The organism is Legionella bononiensis (assembly GCF_016786215.1).
In the GTDB taxonomy this organism is placed as follows: domain Bacteria; phylum Pseudomonadota; class Gammaproteobacteria; order Legionellales; family Legionellaceae; genus Legionella; species Legionella bononiensis.
In genome coordinates this window covers 503,472-520,345 of sequence record NZ_JADOBG010000022.1, presented here as the reverse complement: position 1 = coordinate 520,345, position 16,874 = coordinate 503,472, and the positions used below count along the sequence as shown (strand labels likewise).

Sequence of the window (16,874 nt, the reverse complement as noted above, 5' to 3'; positions counted from 1 at the left end):
AATAACTTAATTAACAAGTTAAATAGCCACCGCCCTAACTCAAATCAATAAAACCATTTCAGACCAGCAAAAACCATGACAAACTCATTTAAATTAGGGAATTAAAGCCAGTTTTCTGTGTGGGTTTCTGTTGGCTCAATAATGTGTCTGGTTTGATAAGGATTTCTAAAATGAACTCTAGCTTTTTTCATGGTATTTATCCAGGCGGTACCAACAAATGGGGTCAGACCCTGAACGTGCACAAAGCGCGTACCTGAGTGTGTAACAAAAACAACATCTACTATTTTGGACCAAAGTCAGAAGCAAAATATGTTGGCGGATTATCATAATGCCGAACAACAAATATAGAGTGGTGTCTGAGTTTATTTCGGTCAGCAAATTGTTTTGTTAATGATTCACTTTTAGCGTTTGGTGTGAGCAAGTTTTGGTGCAGCTCTTCAAGTCGTTGACCTGCTATCATCATATTTTGCGATTTAGATCCTTTAGGGGTGTTATATTCTACAGAACAATCTTTCTCAAACCCCAACTTTGTGAAAAAACCAGAACTAGGCTCAAGGGAAACTAGCTTTACGTGTAAAGGTAATTGCTCCATTATCAATATCTCTAATAACGCTTCAACAAGTGCAGTTCCTACATAACAATATTTATCTGGCTCTTGATTAACTATTACTTGCAGGACAACATACCCATCTTTGATTCGAATTTGACCATCACCCAATAATTCCTTTTTTTGGTGAGAGAGAACAGAATAGTCTATTACATTTTGCTCTTTAGAGTATATGAATGATACGTTACAAGCATCTTTGGAGGGCAATGTTTTGCATATGGTTTTTAATAAATATTCTTGAGTCATTATAGTCTTTAATTAAAACGGCCAGATATGCTTAATATTTTAACATATAGACTATGTATTTTTCAACCTGCGTGTGCATTTACTCAAATGTCAAGCCAAAGTAAACTCCCCCATAATTTCTAATATAAAAATTGATTTTGGTTAGGCTAATGAGATCAATGTAAAATCAATTTACTCTGGCCCTATTGATACGTATTCAGGATCTGCTCCTCAATTCCCTTATCAATACTCCAATCCAATGGTTTCATGAGTTATCGTGCTCTTTTTAAGTTCGATTACGTTATTTTCAATGGTTTTGCAAATATCATTCAGGGGCAGATGACTCAAATTGTCAATTGAGAACGGGTTTTGTAGTTCGACTCCGATTTGATCTAGTGAGAAAAGAGCATAGGCCACCAAAGTCACAATTATTGGATTAATGTATATAGAGTAACTGACTAGGGCTACGGGAAGTATAAGAAGAAATAAAAGAATAAAGCGGCGCGATTTGATTGCCATGACAAAAGGCATGGGTGTTTTTAATATCCGTTCGCATGCACCTTGGCAATCAAGAATCATCTCACGAATCTCTTCAGCTTTCAAAAAAGAAAACTGATTTAACGAGTCATCTTCTTGCATCTGCGATAACTGTTCAGCGAGCTTGGATGAGATGAAATTCGGTTGATGTTGCCAGTGCTGCAATTGAATATAAGTTTCATTATCCAATAGATGTTGTACTTCATCTGTCGTAGTGACTCCCCTAAGCTGATTTTTCATAAGATAGGGCATCGCTGCAATGAGGCCTAAACTATTATCTATCTCGTCACGATTGGATTTTCGACTGTAATTTATGACGATGATTGCCAAGTTTCTACTGCAATTAACCACTGTGCCCCAAAGTTTTCTTGCTTCCCACCAACGATCATACCCAGCATTAACACGAAAAACTAAAATTAAACCCATAATTACCCCTGCATACTCAAAGGGGCTTATAGGAAGAGAGAGGGAGGGAATAAAAATACTGAGCAAAGAGATGAGACACGCATAAATAAATGCGGCCAAGACCTTTGTCCATACTCTAGGAGTAACCGAACCATGAATAGCTAGCGCACAGTCTATGAAATTGGAGTATTCATATTGATTAATTGTTTTTTTATTTTCAGTCATGATACTTCTCACCTAATCTGGGTCCATAACTCCTGATTGAGGAACAGACGACAATTATTTATCTTTCTATGAATTTGTTTAATTTTATTGAAAGATCATCAAATGGGCATTGAATTGTTGATAAGTCAGAAGCCAAATGATGTGTCATTTTAGTTGATGGAATGTTTTCACGCCTATTAATTTTAAAAGATTAAAAGCTGATTAAATTTTTATAAGAGTTTTTAATGGGAAGGCCTCTTGATGAGGCCTTATTATTCTTCAATACTGATCTCGATTTTTTTCTCAGCCGCTGCTTCTTTTTTAGGAATTCTAATTTCAAGAACCCCATGAGCATAGCGAGCGGTGATTTTGGCATCATCAGCAGTTTGAGGCAGGCTAAAGCGACGATAAAACTGTCCTTGAGTCCTCTCTCTTCGAGTATAACTCTGATGCTGCTCTGTTTTTTCAAATTGACGTTCGCCTTTTAAAGTGAGGACGTGTTGCTCTAAAGAAATGCTAATATCTTCTTTTTTCACCCCAGGGATATCGGCGATGACTAAAAAGCAGTCTTTTTCTTCTTTAATGTCCACCAACGGTGACCAAGTGCTTGTTTCAATGTAGGATGAATCATCCTGCTTTTGAAGGTTAAAAAAATCATCAAACAATTGACCCATATCACGGTACATGGGCATAGTTCTTCTTAATGTGTTCATGCTGTCTCCTTAAAATATGTTTTTGGTTGATTTCTTAGATAAGGGTTCTTGAATAAAATTCAAGCCTAAGACCTAAAAAAATTGATGTTGATTGGCTCTTAATGCATGGTTCTAAGACTTGCTACTCGTTTCGAAGTCAACGGATGGGTTGCACATCAATAGGCAAACTTCTTGGCATTAATGAGATTGACGATAGAACAATATGGGCGAGCTCATGAGCTGTAAGTCCAGTAATTTCTTACTGAGTTAACCGTTAAATTAAACCAGTCGTTACTTCAATGCTCCCATTTTGTGGATCTCGACTTGTAGTAAAAGTATTAGGTGACGCGTTATTTTAAAAACACACTCTTGAAAATTGATTTTTTGAACCTACCTTATCAGTACCACCAACTTTAGGAGGGTTATAACTTATTTTGTGATTATTATGAACTTAGGAAACTAGGACTAAAACAGCTTAATTTTGTTTGTATTTTTTGCTTTTAATAAAAATTAGAATTAAGAGGATTTAAACTATGTCAACAGTTCAAACAACAATCCGAGGTATTTCATCAACACCAGCTATCAATTACTATGTTGATAGACAGTTCAACAAACTTAAAAAAGCCTACAGCAAAATCAATAAATGCAAGGTGGTCGTTGATTTGGAAAAAAACAACACGCACAAAGACAAACTCTATAGTGTGTGCATCGATATAACCATCCCCGGTAAAGAATTGGTAAGTAAAAAGCAAGATTCCAATTTATTTATTGCTATTCGTAATGGCTTTTTAGCACTCGAGCAATTATTAGAAAAGCATCACAAAAAGAAACAGTTCTTCAACAGAAATCAGTTGGATTATTTGCGACATTATAAAAGTGATGTAATGACTCAAGCCGTGTAAAGAATTCATAAATTGTATTAATTTATCGAGACAGGGTCTGTAGTCATAGCCCCTGTTTCTAAAATGTTTCAGTTAGATATCGATTGATAGAGAAGGAGGATGTTATGAAAAAAGAACACATTCTATTTTTATCGTGGGCGCTCATCCTTAGTGCCATGATGTTCGTGGAAAAAGCAGCTGTTGCAAATCCGATACCCAAAGGTATGTATCAAAGCGCATCTTTATTTGATAACGATCCATTTTTTCAATCCGATGATGACGTATTGAATCAAATCAAGACCATGCAACAGGCTATGGACCGTCTAATGCAGCAGCAATTCAAACAAATGAATAACAACCCAATGGGTTTTATGAACTCAAAAAGCACTCTAAATCCTTCACAAGATATTAAAATGGAGGAGCACAACAACGAACTCACTTACACGATCACACAACCCGAAGGCAGTGATAGTAAAATCGATGTTTCTGTTAAAGACGGTTTAATGATTGTTAATACTCTCCTTATACAGAAAACATCACATAGTGAACATGGCAACAAAAGCTATAGTTATTCTCAACGTAACTACACACAGTCTTTTAAATTGCCAAGTGGTTATGACCCCAATTCAATGGATTTAAAGTCCAAAAATTCTAATCTCATTGTTACCTTCAAAAAACAAAAGGGATCAAATTCTCTGAAGATCTAAGAGTAATGTTTTATTAAATGACAGCGGTGCTATGAAATAATAGAGGCACCGGTGTCTTGTCATAAAATTCAGAACTAGCTGATTACGAAGTGCAGTAATTAGGTCTAAGCGGATTGGATTAGAAGCACCATAATCGGCACCATGTGCAGGTAATTAACGGCCATGAATGACTTACTTAGGATATTAAGTAAAGAGACGAGAAAACGGAATGGACGTGGTCTTTCATGGTCTCTGGTGCCCTTGCAGGAACTGCTTAAATACCCTGGTAGCGAGTTCGATCCTCTTTCCAACAATTATTTAAAACATCACTCTTTATTCAATACCTTTTGAGTGAGTTTTTGAAAAACCTTTGCCGTTAATTTGTTCTCGTCATTACCATACTGTTTTAGTACGTGTTCATACGCTTCTTTACCCAATTGGTTGATCACATTATTAAATTGAGCTATAGACATGTTCTCGACTTGTTTATTTTCTTTGGGCATTTTAGGTACTTGTCGTTTGGGCATATGTTGCTCGTAAGCATAAGCCATTTCAATTAATGCAGATTCGGTAAATTGTTTACCAATCAGCTCAACTCCTACTGGCATGTTTTGGAAATATCCAATAATAAATGCGATAGAAGGTATCCCTGAGTTTGATGAAACTGGGGCACGCCAAGTATTTATAGTATTGCCATCATAAGTTGCAATTCCTTGTGTTGAAATGGGTATGAGCAGGGCATCCAACTGCTTTTCTTGCATCATACGGTTAACATATTCATTGTTTTTTGAAGCAATACTCTTGGCAATTTTGATTTCATGTACTGTTTGCTTCTCCATTTTTTTCATGAACCTCAAGCACTCATTAAGTGTACCAAAATTACGAGTGCGGTTTGATTCGCAAATATCACGGAAATTTGTTCTGGTTGCCGGATAGCTGTTTAAGTACTGATTAATATCTTGAATTTCACCGGCTTGATTGTATTCGCGATTTGTATCAAATCCAATTAACTGAATTTCAATAAATCGTGCACCAAGATTTTGCATCTCGGTGTATGCTTTTTGCATCATCTTGTGAATGGGTTCGGGCATATCCTTAAATGTATCAACAGTACCCACCTGTCGCACAATACCTATACGCTTATTGTGTAATCCATTTTTATTCAAATAAGCAGTATAACTTTGGGGTTGAATTGTATTTTTGGTTTTCTTATCGTCAGGATCTGGTTTGGCAATAACATCCAATAGAATTGCTAAATCTGAAACTGTTCTGGTCATTGGTCCCGCAACACCATCAATTTTTCCCATAGGAAACAAGCCTGATTGACTAATTAAACCGGTACTTGGTCGCAATCCTATTAACCCATTAAATACAGCAGGAATACGTACTGAACCGCTATTATCTGATCCAATTCCTGCCATTGCAAAATTCGCACTTACTGCGGCAGCAGGACCTCCACTTGAACCTCCTGGATTTTTATTAGGATTATAAGCATTTCCTATTCTGCCATTTCGACTACTAATGCCCATCATGCCCCAGGCAAATTCATCCATCCCACCTTTTCCCAGAATGATGGCGCCTGCGTCTCGTAATTTTTGGCTTAAAAAAGCGTCTTTTGAAGGTTGATTGCCTAGTAAAGCATAAGAGCCGGCAGTTGTTGTGGTATCAAATGAATCAATATTATCTTTTAAAATAATAGGGATGCAGTGCAATGGTCCAGATAATGTATTCGTTTTTTCAAAAAGATTATCTTTTTGTCGTGCGTCATCCAAAGCAGATCGATTAATTTCGGTTAGAGCATTAATGGGAGGAGCATCAGTAACGGATAGATCAAATTTTTTAATTCGCTCAATGTAGGCGGTAACTAATTGCTCGCAAGTTAACTGATGTTCCCTTATTGCATTTTGCACCTCTGTAATGCTCGCTTCTTCCAGTTGAAAACCAAACACTACCTGCGGTAATTGAAGAAGAATAATGAAAAGATGAATTAATTTCATGAATATTCCTTATGCAGTTCATTTGCATAATAATTGCAATATTTTGATTGATATAATCAGACCAGTTAAAGAGGATATGGTCAAGAAAATTGACCATTTCAATGATACAGCATATCAAGAGGGGCCATATTTAATGGGGACCCTCCAGGATAGAAACAAGATTAATTGAGAATATGAAAAGACCTAAATCATGCCTCTAAATGCAATCTTAACAACGGTATTTAAAAGCCAGGGTTGCGCCTTGTAAAACTAAATCATTAGTATGAGTTCCCGTGGCGTTATCAAAAACTTGAAATTGATTGAACCAATCGGAAATTTCATAACCAATGTTCATGGAGAAATTTTTATAATCAACATTGATACCAACAAGCCCTTGGAGTGCTAAAGCGCCCAGGTCTCGCTTTCCAACTATAACCGAGCCAATTTGCGCTGAATCATTTCGGGTGAGCGTATCGTAGATAGACCATTTGCCCCACATGTAGGAAGTAGCAACATGAGCAATCAGGCTGTACTGCATATTATTTTTCTTATAAAACGACCATTGACTTTCCAGGCCGATTTTTGGCCCAATGCCTGTGAAATTATTGGTTACCTGCTCTAAAACTGAGACTAATCCCTGATAGCCGGTATTTACATGTTGATTGATCGCGCCTCCTTTGAGTCCGATTAGAGGATTCAGAATTAAGGATTCACCAACTGGAATGCTTTTATAGAGATCAAGATCAAATATATTGTAGTCAATAGTAAAGTCGACTTGCGCTGTTTGATAAAACGTCTCGACAAATTTGCTCGGCATAAACGCCGAGATTACATTGTCCTGAGTAGTTGCTTTAGCCTGTACATAGTATCGTGTATAAAATGCTCTGATATTCCAATCTTCTTTTTGTAAGCCTGCACCTACTCTAAATCCTGGCGCAAAATCAAAATCTATAGTTTTATAGGCGATAATTTGATTCGGTAACCTTAAATTATTGGTCAAAGCCCAATCTACCGTTTCTGATGCTTGCCAATACAAAGCATCAGCATAAAAATCAATGGAATAGGCAATTGAGGAAAAAAATAACCCTGAAATAATTATAAATTGATTGAAATACCGCATGTGGCACCTTGTAATGTCAAATCACCATGTATAGGAACTGCTTGGAAAATGGGTATCCTTAATTGGTTACTCCAAAATTGCATTTCATATCCCGCTTTAATTGTTACCTGGGCTTTTGCCTGGAAGGACCATTCCAGCCCCAAAAAACCTCGGGTCATAAATGATCCCATCATTGAATTATTCATATTCGAAGTGACTGTTTTTTCTGGAACAAAGCCTAATAGAGCTTCTGGTTGATGATAAACATCTTTTATATTCCAATGTCCCCACAAAAGGGCAGTTGCAAAATCACTACGGATATTAATGTTTTTATAAAGGTGCCATACACTGTCTATTCCAAAGCTTGGTCCAACTCCCCAAAAATTATTTTTTAAATGTTCTGTAGCGGAATATAAAGTGGTATTGAATAAGTTTTCTTGCCATGAGGAATTTATTGATTGGTTAATGGTTCCACCTTTAATTCCTATAAATGGGCGTATAATGAGCGTATCAAGAGGGTTAAATTTATGGCCTATTTCAGCATCGACCATATTAAGGATTATTCTCCAGTTTAATTGAGCGGCATTAAACACGTTTTGCACTGTAAATCCATTAAAAAACTCAGGCAGAATAATTTCGTTAGGATTGGCGGTTATTGCTTCTCGTGCTTTGTTAGAAAAGTAAGTCCAATACAATTTAGTATCAAATAATGCGGGTTGTTCGTATTGAATTCCCGTTCTAACCCCTGGACTCCAATTAAAATAGACATTGGGTTCAGTATAGGTGTTTGATGGGCGAGGTGGTGGAGGCTCAGGGATTTGAATGGTTTGAACGTATGCCCAGGTTGATGTTGATTCTTGAGACGCATGCCAATAAAGAAGATCTTCAAAAACAGTTATTTCACCTGAAGCCGCGCTTAAGAAGCTTAAGCAACTCAAAAAAGCGCATGTACTAATTTGTTGTTTTTTCATTATGAATCTTAATCAAAAGTGAATAAAAAATCTAAAACACCACCTTGTAGAAATAGAGAATCATTCGTCTTCCCCATATCGAAAGTGTAATATCTCAACTGATTGAACCAAACTTGCCCTTCATAGCCTAGACGGATGTTCAAATGGGTATTTTTTATTGCGCTTATCCATTCCATACCTAAATATCCTTTTGCCATTGGCGCTGCCGTTGTCAGGCTGTCATTAATGACCGTGATAGTTACCGGAGTATTATCGTAGTAGACGTCTGCTAATGCCCAATGTCCGCCTAAAAATGCGCCTGAAAAATTACCAATCAGATTCAATTGATGATTAGCCGGCTCAAATAAATGCCAAGTGGTATCCAAGCCGAATGATGGTCCAAATCCTTTAAAATTATTGGTCATATTTTCAGTTGCTGAAGAGAACGTTGTTATTCGTGTAGGGTTTGGATTTGCGTTTGTGGTTGGTTCGTAGGGTTCTTGCCAGGTTGTATTAACGTTCTGATTGATAACAGCAGCTTTAAGCCCGACAAATGGACGAAGATTTAGAATACTGTTAATTTTAATCGTTCGTCCAAGCTCCAGATCAAGGGTATCATACACTACATTCCATTGTATTCCTGCTTGATGATAATAGGGTCCTGATATGCCATCGCCTGCAGCATTGTTCGCATAAAAATTACCCGCGAAGGCTGAGTGAATTTCACCTGAATTGATGCTTGCCTGATTCACACCTTTGGTCTTATATCCGGTGTAATAAAGCTGAATATTCCAGGGATTCTCAGAAGTGTTGTTATAGCCTATTCCTATTCTAAATCCAGGATCCCATTTGAATGGAACATCTAAAAATTGAATGCGTTCATTAACATCTGCTGGCTTAAGAATTTGAGCCCAATTATCATCACTTACTTCTCGTATTTGCCACAGTAACAAATCTAAAAAAACAAAAGTAGAGTTAGACGATTGAGTAGAGTGAATTGTAGCGTTATTTGTATTTTGAAAACCAAAAACCTGACTCGTAACACAGAGTAATAAAAGTAAAAATCCTTTTTTCAAATACATTCTCCAATGATAGTATTTTTTGTTTTAAAAATTTCGGGGGAATTTACTCGAAATATTCATATATGTCCAGATTTGGTTACGAGATAAAATTTATTAAAAAAGAAGTATTTATTGTGATAACAGGTGGGTGATGGAGCTGAAACCGCGAAGCGTATCAAAGTTCCGCTGGCAATCAGGTTCGTACCAAATTGCTGGCGGTCAGAAGGTCAGCTTATTTTGGTGAATAAGTAGTGTTTTGTTCATCCAGTAGGGTTTCTACGTTATTCCTATATGAACTCTGCAGGCGCGATAATCGTTGTGTATCTGCCAGTGCCTGAGTTTGCGATATAGAGCCATCTTTTAATTGGCGTGCTATCAACTCCTGTTGTGCAGATAAATTCTGTATGGCTTTTTGTAAGTCTTGTGGGGTAACCCCATTTTTTGTATTTTTTGAAAACATAGTGATCTCTTTTGGTGTTGCGGGCGAGTATCTTACCTTTAGTCATTTTTAAGATCAATGTGAAAAATGCCGAATACTTTCGGAGCATTTAATGATCTCATTATCCAAATGGAACTAAAACTGATTCGTGTTTGTGAAGACTCAATGTCGCGCCTGAGGAACCATGGGGTCATTTGGAGTTTCCGAATAGAGTATTCGTCACTTTGGATTCATCGGGCAATTTATAATCAAAACAGGTTTGCAAGTTTTTTTTCAGTGCGCTGGGTATGTTATTCCCCTCAAATTGAATGCCAGGACCATCTATTTTGATATGGGATTGTTCTGTATTTATATTGGCGGCTTGTGGTGTAGTAATAGTCACTTCGGTATTTATTCCTTTGAGTAACATACTCATGATTTGCGGCAGCGGACATTCTTCATAAATTATGTTACCCGAAAGGTCTGTTAACAACGCATTGGGGAGGGTCAATTGGATGATAATGGGTGATTCCCCTGCGAGAGTGATAGTGGCTAGTAGCGTTGCGCTGGGGAAAACAATCTGGATTGGCGCGATGCTTAATTGATGCTGTTCTGCCTTGAGAGTGGCATTCATCTGGGTAGGTAAACGCATCTTTGCTATTGATATTAATTGTGCAAGAATCTCTGGGTTTTTTATTGCTATATGGGTTTGCAGTTGGAAGCCGTTTGCTAGGGTATTGCTCGTTAAAAAGAGTTCATTTCCAGCAAAGTTGATGTGTGCCATTAGCATGGGGTAGTTTGAATTGAGCTTGATCGTAACTGTTGCATTGATGGGTTCATTCCACCAGCTACCTGATAAAGTAACAACATGCTCTGAGTTATTTGTTAGAGTATTATCGTATTGAATGCTTTTTAAATAAATTGGTTGACTCGATTGCGAGGGCGAATAATTGATTTGCAGGTTTGTTAATTCAATTTTATCCAGTGAAAAAAAAGACGATTTCTGACTCGTGGTATCCCGAACTGTTTTAATTTCTTCGCGGTGTTCCGGTTTCTTTTCTTTTGGTTCGGCAGTTTTTGTATGTTCTTTCCATTTTATCTGCGGAATATTATAAAGATTAATAACGCCATCATTGATGGACAGTTTTGTTATATGCAGTTTTTTACTAAATAATTGCCAAAAAGCAATTTTAACGGATACCTCATCTATTTTGATAATGGATTTATTGTCTTGTTTGTATTCAAAATTATCAATACTTAATTTTATGGACGGGAACAAACGAACATGTGCATAAAAAGTAACAGCATCCTTTTGATTATTAATTTGAGGAACGATGGTATTGGATATAAAAAGATTGGCAAGATAGGTCAATATGAAATTAATTAAAAAGAGAAGGAGCACGACGATGCTAATCAATATTAAAATTATTTTTCCTTTTGAGGATTGAGTATCAGTCATCAGTTCTCTAATTTTATATTGGTTTTCACTTCAATAGTTTCAGAATATCTTATGGCTGCAGTGACTGCAAATGATAGCTAAAAACATCTTTATTGTTCAGGGCGTATCTTATTGTTCTGCCCATCTCACTTCATTAGAATATTGTGTTGCTTACAATACTGAAACATTGCTTTACGATTATTTAATACTATGCTAATTTGTCTTAAATTTATGAATTATGTAAAGAAAATATAAGGAAAACGATGTTAATTAAATTGATGCTCGGATTACTTGAATTTAAGAAAAAACCTTTTCAGGGGATGAAAGATTTATTTGAACAATTAAGTGTTAAACAGAATCCGGAAACACTATTTATAACGTGCTCTGACTCAAGAATTGTTCCAAGTCTTATTACTCAAGCAGATCCAGGTGATTTATTCAGCATACGTAATATAGGTAACATTATTCCGCCTTATCCATCAAGTTTTAGCGAAGCTGCTGCTCTGGAATACGCATTAAATGTATTAGATATAAAAGACATTATCATTTGTGGTCATTCAAATTGCGGTGCAATGAAAGGATTATTAACGCCACATATTGAAGACCAATTGCCTGGCGTAGCATCTTGGCTTGGTCACTCTCACGCTGTGTTAGAAGAAATGAAGGCAGCGCGAACAAATGAATTGACTGATCCGGCTCGAGAACTTGAGATTGCTACTAAAAAGAATATTGTGCATCAAATGAAACATTTAAAAACTTATCCACTGATCGACGAGAAAATGGCGCGTAAAGAGTTGACAATTCATGGATGGTATTATGAGTTGGAAAAAGGGCAGGTTTTTATTTATGAACCTGAGCTTGACGAGTTTATTAATCTTGAATATGCATTAGAGCGGGCTCTTGAATCTAGAAAAAACAAGATTCTTTCCGGTGTTTCTATGAACTATCTGCAAAAAATGCTTCCGTTAAAATCAGAAGCAGAATATCTGCATTTAATGGAATTAATGATTAAACTTCAAGACAATATTCTGCCAATTTGGGAATCGATTAAAGAGCCTGTTACGAAGAAATTATGGAAGGAGCTAGGTGGATTTTATGACTCTCTTGATGATGAAAAATTCAAAGCCATGGTCGAGTCGAGTACCTCGTTCAGACTACCCGCATTAGAAGAGTTTCGGGATTCTATAACATTTCTAGATAATAATACGTCCAAGAGCCCTTTGTTAAGCTCATCAATTTTTACAAAAAGAGCGAATGATGTTAGTAAGCTCGATATCATTCCAGAAAACACGGAATTGTCAGAAACACCTGAAGAATACGCTCTAAAAAACACGGGGTCATTATAATCTAATCCATGATCTATTCTTTTATTCGTACCCCGTTACTGATTAAATTTCCAGGATAAAGGACTACTTTTTCTCCTTCCTTGAGTCCGTTTGCCACAATTGCAGTATCAGCATTATGACGTTTTATTTCTATGATGCGCCTGATAGCCTTGCCATGTTCAGCGACAAATACTGCCCAATGTTCAGCGTCTCGAAATAAGGCACTCATTGGGACCAGTAATTCTTTTTCTGATTCATATGTAAAAATATCGACATCAACTCGAAACTCATCTCCAAGATTATTCCATTGTTCATGAGGAGAAGTAATATCGATAATGACATTTACCCGTTGCTCTTCAACGCCCAGAGCTGAAATTTTAGTATAGCCACTGGGCTCAATGGTGCGCACGGTACCTTTTAAATCTACAGGTCCACCCCATCGTTTAATTAATACTTTTGCTTTATTGGGGATTTGAGCCGCGTCAGTGCTCAGGACATCCGCTACAATCTCCAATTGAGTCACGTCAGCCAGTTCCATTATATTGGTACCTACATTGAGGGTACTTTCACTTTTTTGGTTAATACGTAATATCGTTCCAGAGATTGGAGCGAGGAGGTTAATTTTTTCTTTAGAGTAGTTTTGATTCGATTCAGTGGCGGTTAAAGAGGCTTTAATTTTTTCAATATCGTGTTCGGCACTATGCACTTTTCGTTCTGCAGCATGAACGATTTTCTGTTTCAGTTTGTACTCTAATTCAGTATGTTCTATGTCACTTGGACTGACATATCCTTTCTCTACTAACGCTTTTTTTCTATTAAAATCCGAAAGGGCAGTATCTAATGCGGCTTTGGCTTGTTCTAACATGGCTTTGGCTTCTTCGTATCGGGCTTCTGCCGCGCCTAATTCTTGCTCCAGTTGATCTTTGGCACGAACATCAAGTAATGATGGTAAGGCCGGTAGAAGGGTTGCCAGTATGTCATTCTGGTGTACAGTATCTCCTTCAAGGTAGTTAATCCTGAGTAATTTTCCCATCACTGGGGCGGTGACGGTGTATATATTAATCGCTCGGGTTTTTGCATCATCTTCTATGTATTCTGAATAAGGACCATAGTGAACTACCGCCAGTTGCACCTTGATCGGTGAAGGCAGGAATAACCAAAAAATAATACTGAAACATAAGGCTAAAATAAGAGACAGCCCAATGTATTTTTTAATGTTTGGATTAAGTACTGGCACTAATCACCTACTTTTAATACGGCTGTTAAATTGAGTTGTTGTATTCGTTTTCTAATAATAAACATACTGATGATACTTGAAATCACTACTACAATTATGGATATGGCATAGGTTTTTGGTTCAATTATAAACGGGATCTTAAACCAGTCAGTCTGCATTAACTCTAATATAGACCATGATATCCAATATCCAAAGAGAATACCCAATGGAATCGCTAATAGCACTTCAAAAATAATAGTGTAAAAAAGAATTTGAGACACCTCGCGCTCAGTGAACCCTAATACTCTTAACGTGGACAACTCCCAAGAACGTTCAGCAAGAATAATGATGGCATTGTTATAAACAACAGCTATCGCAATAACGAGTGCAAACCCGGTTAATATCGAAGTAAAAACCAGTATGTGTTTTGCAAAGGTTTCTTTGAATGTTTGAACAATTGAATTGTTAAACGTTATCGAACTTACTTTAGGGATCTGTTTGATTTGTTTATACAATTGATTAATGTAGTGATGATCAATGGAAATACCGGCACGATTTATCAGGTGATCTTCATTCAGTATTCGATTAATTAAACGAATATTCGTATAAGCGAACATTCCTACATAATCATTAACTATGCCTTGAACTTCAAGCCTGGTTTTTGCCCTGTTCCCTTCAAGCATATTGATCTGAATCCAGTCTCCCTGAGTTACATGCAATCGCTCAGCCAAGCCTTTACTTAGCACCAGCGCGTTTTCAGGTATAGAGATTGGGTTTTCATATTCATCGAGGATTACCTTTAATTTGGCGTCAGATGGAATGCCAAATAATGCCGTTTGTTCGGAGTAATTTTGACTGCTTAATAGCGCAGGGGAAATACGGTAGCCTTCAGTATTGAGTATCCCTTTGACATGTTTTAGTTCAATGAGTACGTTATCTTGTACTTGTTGAGTAAACGATACGGTTGCATCTTGTTTTTGTGACATTAAAAATTGTGTCTTTATTAAATATTGGATTGCGTCCTGCCAAAAGAGGCCTAATATAACTATGGCCATTGCTAAAGCAATTCCTACGGAAGTGATAACAGTCCGAAATAAATGTCTGAAGGTATGGCGATAAAACATTTTCGCGCTTGCCGAACAACGAGATAATAAACCAATACGTTCCAGGCGTAGTGTTCTATAGATGGGGGGCGCTGGTGGACGCATTGCTACCGCTGGAGCCAGATTCACTACTTGATGTATTGATCTTAAGGCTCCGGATCCAGCAGAAAATAAACTGACCAAAACCCCTATGATTGCGGCTTGTTCGGAAAATGAATAAATGAACATGGGAAATCGGAAGTATTCAGCATAGAGCTGAGTCATTAATTTACCAAACCAGGCACCAAGGCCTATCCCCAGGATGGCTCCCAAAAAAACGATAACCAACACGAGTTTTGAATAATAGAAGATAATTGACGCATTGGTATAACCTAGTGCTTTTAATAGAGCAATTTGTTCTCGTTGGTTTTGAACCAGCCGTCCAGTAACAAAATTTAATAAAAAAGAAGCGACAATCAGGAAAATAGGTGGAATAACGGAGGCGATTATCTTTTGTTGCTTAATTTCATTCGTAACGAATCGATCTGAGACTTGTTCTTTCCTGGGATAGGTAATCGATAGACCGTAATCCTGGAATAATTGTTCCAGCTTGTTGCGAACTAATTGTTCTGAGGCGTTGGGCGCCAGAGTTAAACTGATATCATTAAATCCTTCCTGCATTCCAAACGCAGCACTTAATGCTTTATGATTCATCCAGAATACCCCAAAGTGTTTATTATCAGGGAGGAGATCTTCACCACGAATTGCATAGACGTATTCTGGAGATAAAACGATGCCTGCTATACGCAGGAGTTGCCGATGACCATTTAACAGGGCATAAATCTGATCCCCTGGCTTTATAGAGTTTGCTTCGGCGAATCCTTCATTAACCAAGACTTCATTTGCTTTGCCAGCCTCAAGCAAACGTCCTTTACGCAAAAATAACTGATTCAAATGAGATGGCCTTGAATCGGGGATGGATATAAAACGTCCAATAGCCGGTTCTTGTAACCAAGGCAAATCCAGAGTGACGTCTTCAACTATGCGCGTCTCGACTTGAGATACGCCTGGAATTTCTCCTATCCTTTTTTGCATGGCATCAGGTGCTCGTTTTAAAGTCGCGAACACCTCTGCAAAATGATAATCGGAGTAAAACGTCTGTTGAGCCTGAGACAAGGATTGATAGGTACTGAATGATGAAATCAGAACACTAATCCCACTACAGACAACCAGAGCAATAGTGATGACCTGGCCTTTAAGTTTGAATAAATCACGAAATAATTTCTTATTTAAGCTCATTACCATGATAAATCAGCGGCTTTTCGTTTGTTTTTGTTTTCAACGATCTGGGCGATTCGACCATCCGCGATATGAATTATCCGATCTGCCATTTCACCAATCACTAAATTATGGGTAATGATGACCACGGTAGTGTTGAGCTTTTTATTGGCTATCTCAAGGGTTTCCAGTACGATTTTACCCGTTTCGCAATCCAGAGCGCCAGTGGGTTCATCGCACAGGAGTACATCAGGTTGTTTGGCTATGGCGCGGGCAATAGCAACACGCTGTTGTTCTCCTCCCGATAGTTGTGAAGGGAAGTGTGATATTCGATGCTCAAGTCCCAATAATTTGATTGCTTCAAGGGGATTCATCGGATGTTCCGCAATTTCGGTAACGATTGAGATGTTTTCTAATGCAGTTAAATTGGATATTAAATTATAAAATTGAAAGACAAACCCAATATGCTCACGCCGGTAGCGAGTCAGTTCATGTTCACTTGAAGCCGTGATTATATGATCTTTATAGATTACCTCTCCAGACGTTGGAACATCCAGGCCGCCGATTATATTAAGCAGTGTTGATTTACCGCTACCCGAAGGACCCAAGAGCACGACCAATTCACCTTGATATAAATCCAGATTAACTTGCTGCAATGCGTGGATTTGTACCTCACCCATTTGGTAGGTTTTAGTAAGGTTACGTATTTTAAAGGCAGGTTGGCGCTTCATTATAACGTCCATTGTTCATTTGATGGTGTACTTATATTGGGTGACTCAGGATAAGTGTAACAA

The 16,874-nt window shown here is 37.5% G+C and carries 15 protein-coding genes; 3 read left to right on the top strand and 12 right to left on the bottom strand.

Annotation, left to right across the window (positions count from 1 at the left end; genetic code table 11):
- Positions 1-280: 280 nt before the first annotated feature.
- The 3 genes from IZU94_RS15760 to IZU94_RS15750 form a co-directional block, all read right to left on the bottom strand.
- Positions 281-853, bottom strand: a complete 573-nt coding sequence (locus IZU94_RS15760) for a GNAT family N-acetyltransferase (RefSeq protein WP_203112824.1) — start codon at positions 851-853, stop codon at positions 281-283.
- Positions 854-1,075: 222 nt separating this feature from the next.
- Positions 1,076-1,999, bottom strand: a complete 924-nt coding sequence (locus IZU94_RS15755; protein ID WP_203112821.1) for a bestrophin family protein — start codon at positions 1,997-1,999, stop codon at positions 1,076-1,078.
- 251 nt (positions 2,000-2,250) lie between these two features.
- Complete coding sequence (locus IZU94_RS15750; RefSeq protein WP_203112818.1) at positions 2,251-2,691, bottom strand: Hsp20/alpha crystallin family protein; 441 nt, start codon at positions 2,689-2,691, stop codon at positions 2,251-2,253.
- A 512-nt stretch (positions 2,692-3,203) separates the two neighbouring features.
- Between IZU94_RS15750 and hpf the strand changes: the two genes are divergently transcribed.
- Together hpf and IZU94_RS15740 are read left to right on the top strand one after the other, a co-directional pair.
- Positions 3,204-3,572: a ribosome hibernation-promoting factor, HPF/YfiA family gene (hpf, locus tag IZU94_RS15745; protein WP_203112814.1), complete on the top strand. Its 369-nt coding sequence runs from the start codon at positions 3,204-3,206 to the stop codon at positions 3,570-3,572.
- A 104-nt stretch (positions 3,573-3,676) separates the two neighbouring features.
- Entirely contained in the window at positions 3,677-4,258 is a 582-nt protein-coding gene (locus tag IZU94_RS15740; RefSeq protein WP_203112811.1) for an Hsp20 family protein, read from the top strand.
- A gap of 305 nt (positions 4,259-4,563) precedes the next feature.
- On the opposite strand, the gene IZU94_RS15735 is transcribed toward IZU94_RS15740, so the two are convergent.
- From IZU94_RS15735 to IZU94_RS15710, 6 genes are all read right to left on the bottom strand, one after another.
- Positions 4,564-6,234, bottom strand: a complete 1,671-nt coding sequence (locus IZU94_RS15735) for an amidase (RefSeq protein ID WP_203112808.1) — start codon at positions 6,232-6,234, stop codon at positions 4,564-4,566.
- 208 nt (positions 6,235-6,442) lie between these two features.
- Complete coding sequence (locus tag IZU94_RS15730; protein WP_203112805.1) at positions 6,443-7,333, bottom strand: Lpg1974 family pore-forming outer membrane protein; 891 nt, start codon at positions 7,331-7,333, stop codon at positions 6,443-6,445.
- Positions 7,309-8,283 carry an Lpg1974 family pore-forming outer membrane protein gene (locus IZU94_RS15725; protein WP_203112802.1) on the bottom strand — a complete coding sequence of 325 codons (975 nt, stop codon included), beginning with the start codon at positions 8,281-8,283 and terminating at the stop codon, positions 7,309-7,311. The genes IZU94_RS15730 and IZU94_RS15725 overlap by 25 nt, the downstream gene beginning before the upstream one ends.
- An 8-nt stretch (positions 8,284-8,291) precedes the next feature.
- Complete coding sequence (locus tag IZU94_RS15720; RefSeq protein ID WP_203112799.1) at positions 8,292-9,338, bottom strand: Lpg1974 family pore-forming outer membrane protein; 1,047 nt, start codon at positions 9,336-9,338, stop codon at positions 8,292-8,294.
- Between the two features lie 217 nt (positions 9,339-9,555).
- Complete coding sequence (locus tag IZU94_RS15715; protein ID WP_203112796.1) at positions 9,556-9,783, bottom strand: hypothetical protein; 228 nt, start codon at positions 9,781-9,783, stop codon at positions 9,556-9,558.
- A 169-nt stretch (positions 9,784-9,952) separates the two neighbouring features.
- Positions 9,953-11,200, bottom strand: coding sequence for an AsmA family protein (locus tag IZU94_RS15710; protein ID WP_203112794.1), 1,248 nt, complete (start codon positions 11,198-11,200; stop codon positions 9,953-9,955).
- Positions 11,201-11,442: 242 nt separating this feature from the next.
- Here IZU94_RS15710 and IZU94_RS15705 point away from each other — a divergent pair, with 242 nt between their 5' ends.
- A complete protein-coding gene (locus IZU94_RS15705) occupies positions 11,443-12,525 on the top strand; it encodes a carbonic anhydrase (protein ID WP_203112790.1) in 1,083 nt (360 codons plus the stop codon).
- Between the two features lie 13 nt (positions 12,526-12,538).
- On the opposite strand, the gene IZU94_RS15700 is transcribed toward IZU94_RS15705, so the two are convergent.
- The 3 genes from IZU94_RS15700 to IZU94_RS15690 are packed head-to-tail and all read right to left on the bottom strand — an operon-like array spanning position 12,539 to position 16,811.
- Positions 12,539-13,741, bottom strand: coding sequence for an efflux RND transporter periplasmic adaptor subunit (locus IZU94_RS15700; RefSeq protein WP_203112787.1), 1,203 nt, complete (start codon positions 13,739-13,741; stop codon positions 12,539-12,541).
- Positions 13,741-16,101, bottom strand: a complete 2,361-nt coding sequence (locus IZU94_RS15695; protein ID WP_238400718.1) for an ABC transporter permease — start codon at positions 16,099-16,101, stop codon at positions 13,741-13,743. Before IZU94_RS15695 ends, IZU94_RS15700 begins: the two co-directional genes overlap by 1 nt.
- On the bottom strand, positions 16,101-16,811 hold the full coding sequence (locus tag IZU94_RS15690; protein ID WP_203112781.1) for an ABC transporter ATP-binding protein: 711 nt from the start codon (positions 16,809-16,811) through the stop codon (positions 16,101-16,103). Before IZU94_RS15690 ends, IZU94_RS15695 begins: the two co-directional genes overlap by 1 nt.
- Between the last annotated feature and the right edge of the window lie 63 nt (positions 16,812-16,874).

Excerpts from the sequence above, each read along its gene's own strand:
- IZU94_RS15760 (WP_203112824.1), bottom strand. The coding sequence starts at position 853 with ATGACTCAAGAATATTTATTAAAAACCATATGCAAAACATTGCCCTCC.
- IZU94_RS15710 (WP_203112794.1), bottom strand. The coding sequence starts at position 11,200 with ATGACTGATACTCAATCCTCAAAAGGAAAAATAATTTTAATATTGATT.
- IZU94_RS15725 (WP_203112802.1), bottom strand. The coding sequence starts at position 8,283 with ATGAAAAAACAACAAATTAGTACATGCGCTTTTTTGAGTTGCTTAAGC.
- IZU94_RS15705 (WP_203112790.1), top strand. The coding sequence starts at position 11,443 with ATGTTAATTAAATTGATGCTCGGATTACTTGAATTTAAGAAAAAACCT.
- IZU94_RS15715 (WP_203112796.1), bottom strand. The coding sequence starts at position 9,783 with ATGTTTTCAAAAAATACAAAAAATGGGGTTACCCCACAAGACTTACAA.
- IZU94_RS15690 (WP_203112781.1), bottom strand. The coding sequence starts at position 16,811 with ATGAAGCGCCAACCTGCCTTTAAAATACGTAACCTTACTAAAACCTAC.
- IZU94_RS15755 (WP_203112821.1), bottom strand. The coding sequence starts at position 1,999 with ATGACTGAAAATAAAAAAACAATTAATCAATATGAATACTCCAATTTC.
- IZU94_RS15695 (WP_238400718.1), bottom strand. The coding sequence starts at position 16,101 with ATGAGCTTAAATAAGAAATTATTTCGTGATTTATTCAAACTTAAAGGC.
- hpf (WP_203112814.1), top strand. The coding sequence starts at position 3,204 with ATGTCAACAGTTCAAACAACAATCCGAGGTATTTCATCAACACCAGCT.
- IZU94_RS15730 (WP_203112805.1), bottom strand. The coding sequence starts at position 7,333 with ATGCGGTATTTCAATCAATTTATAATTATTTCAGGGTTATTTTTTTCC.
- IZU94_RS15735 (WP_203112808.1), bottom strand. The coding sequence starts at position 6,234 with ATGAAATTAATTCATCTTTTCATTATTCTTCTTCAATTACCGCAGGTA.
- IZU94_RS15740 (WP_203112811.1), top strand. The coding sequence starts at position 3,677 with ATGAAAAAAGAACACATTCTATTTTTATCGTGGGCGCTCATCCTTAGT.
- IZU94_RS15750 (WP_203112818.1), bottom strand. The coding sequence starts at position 2,691 with ATGAACACATTAAGAAGAACTATGCCCATGTACCGTGATATGGGTCAA.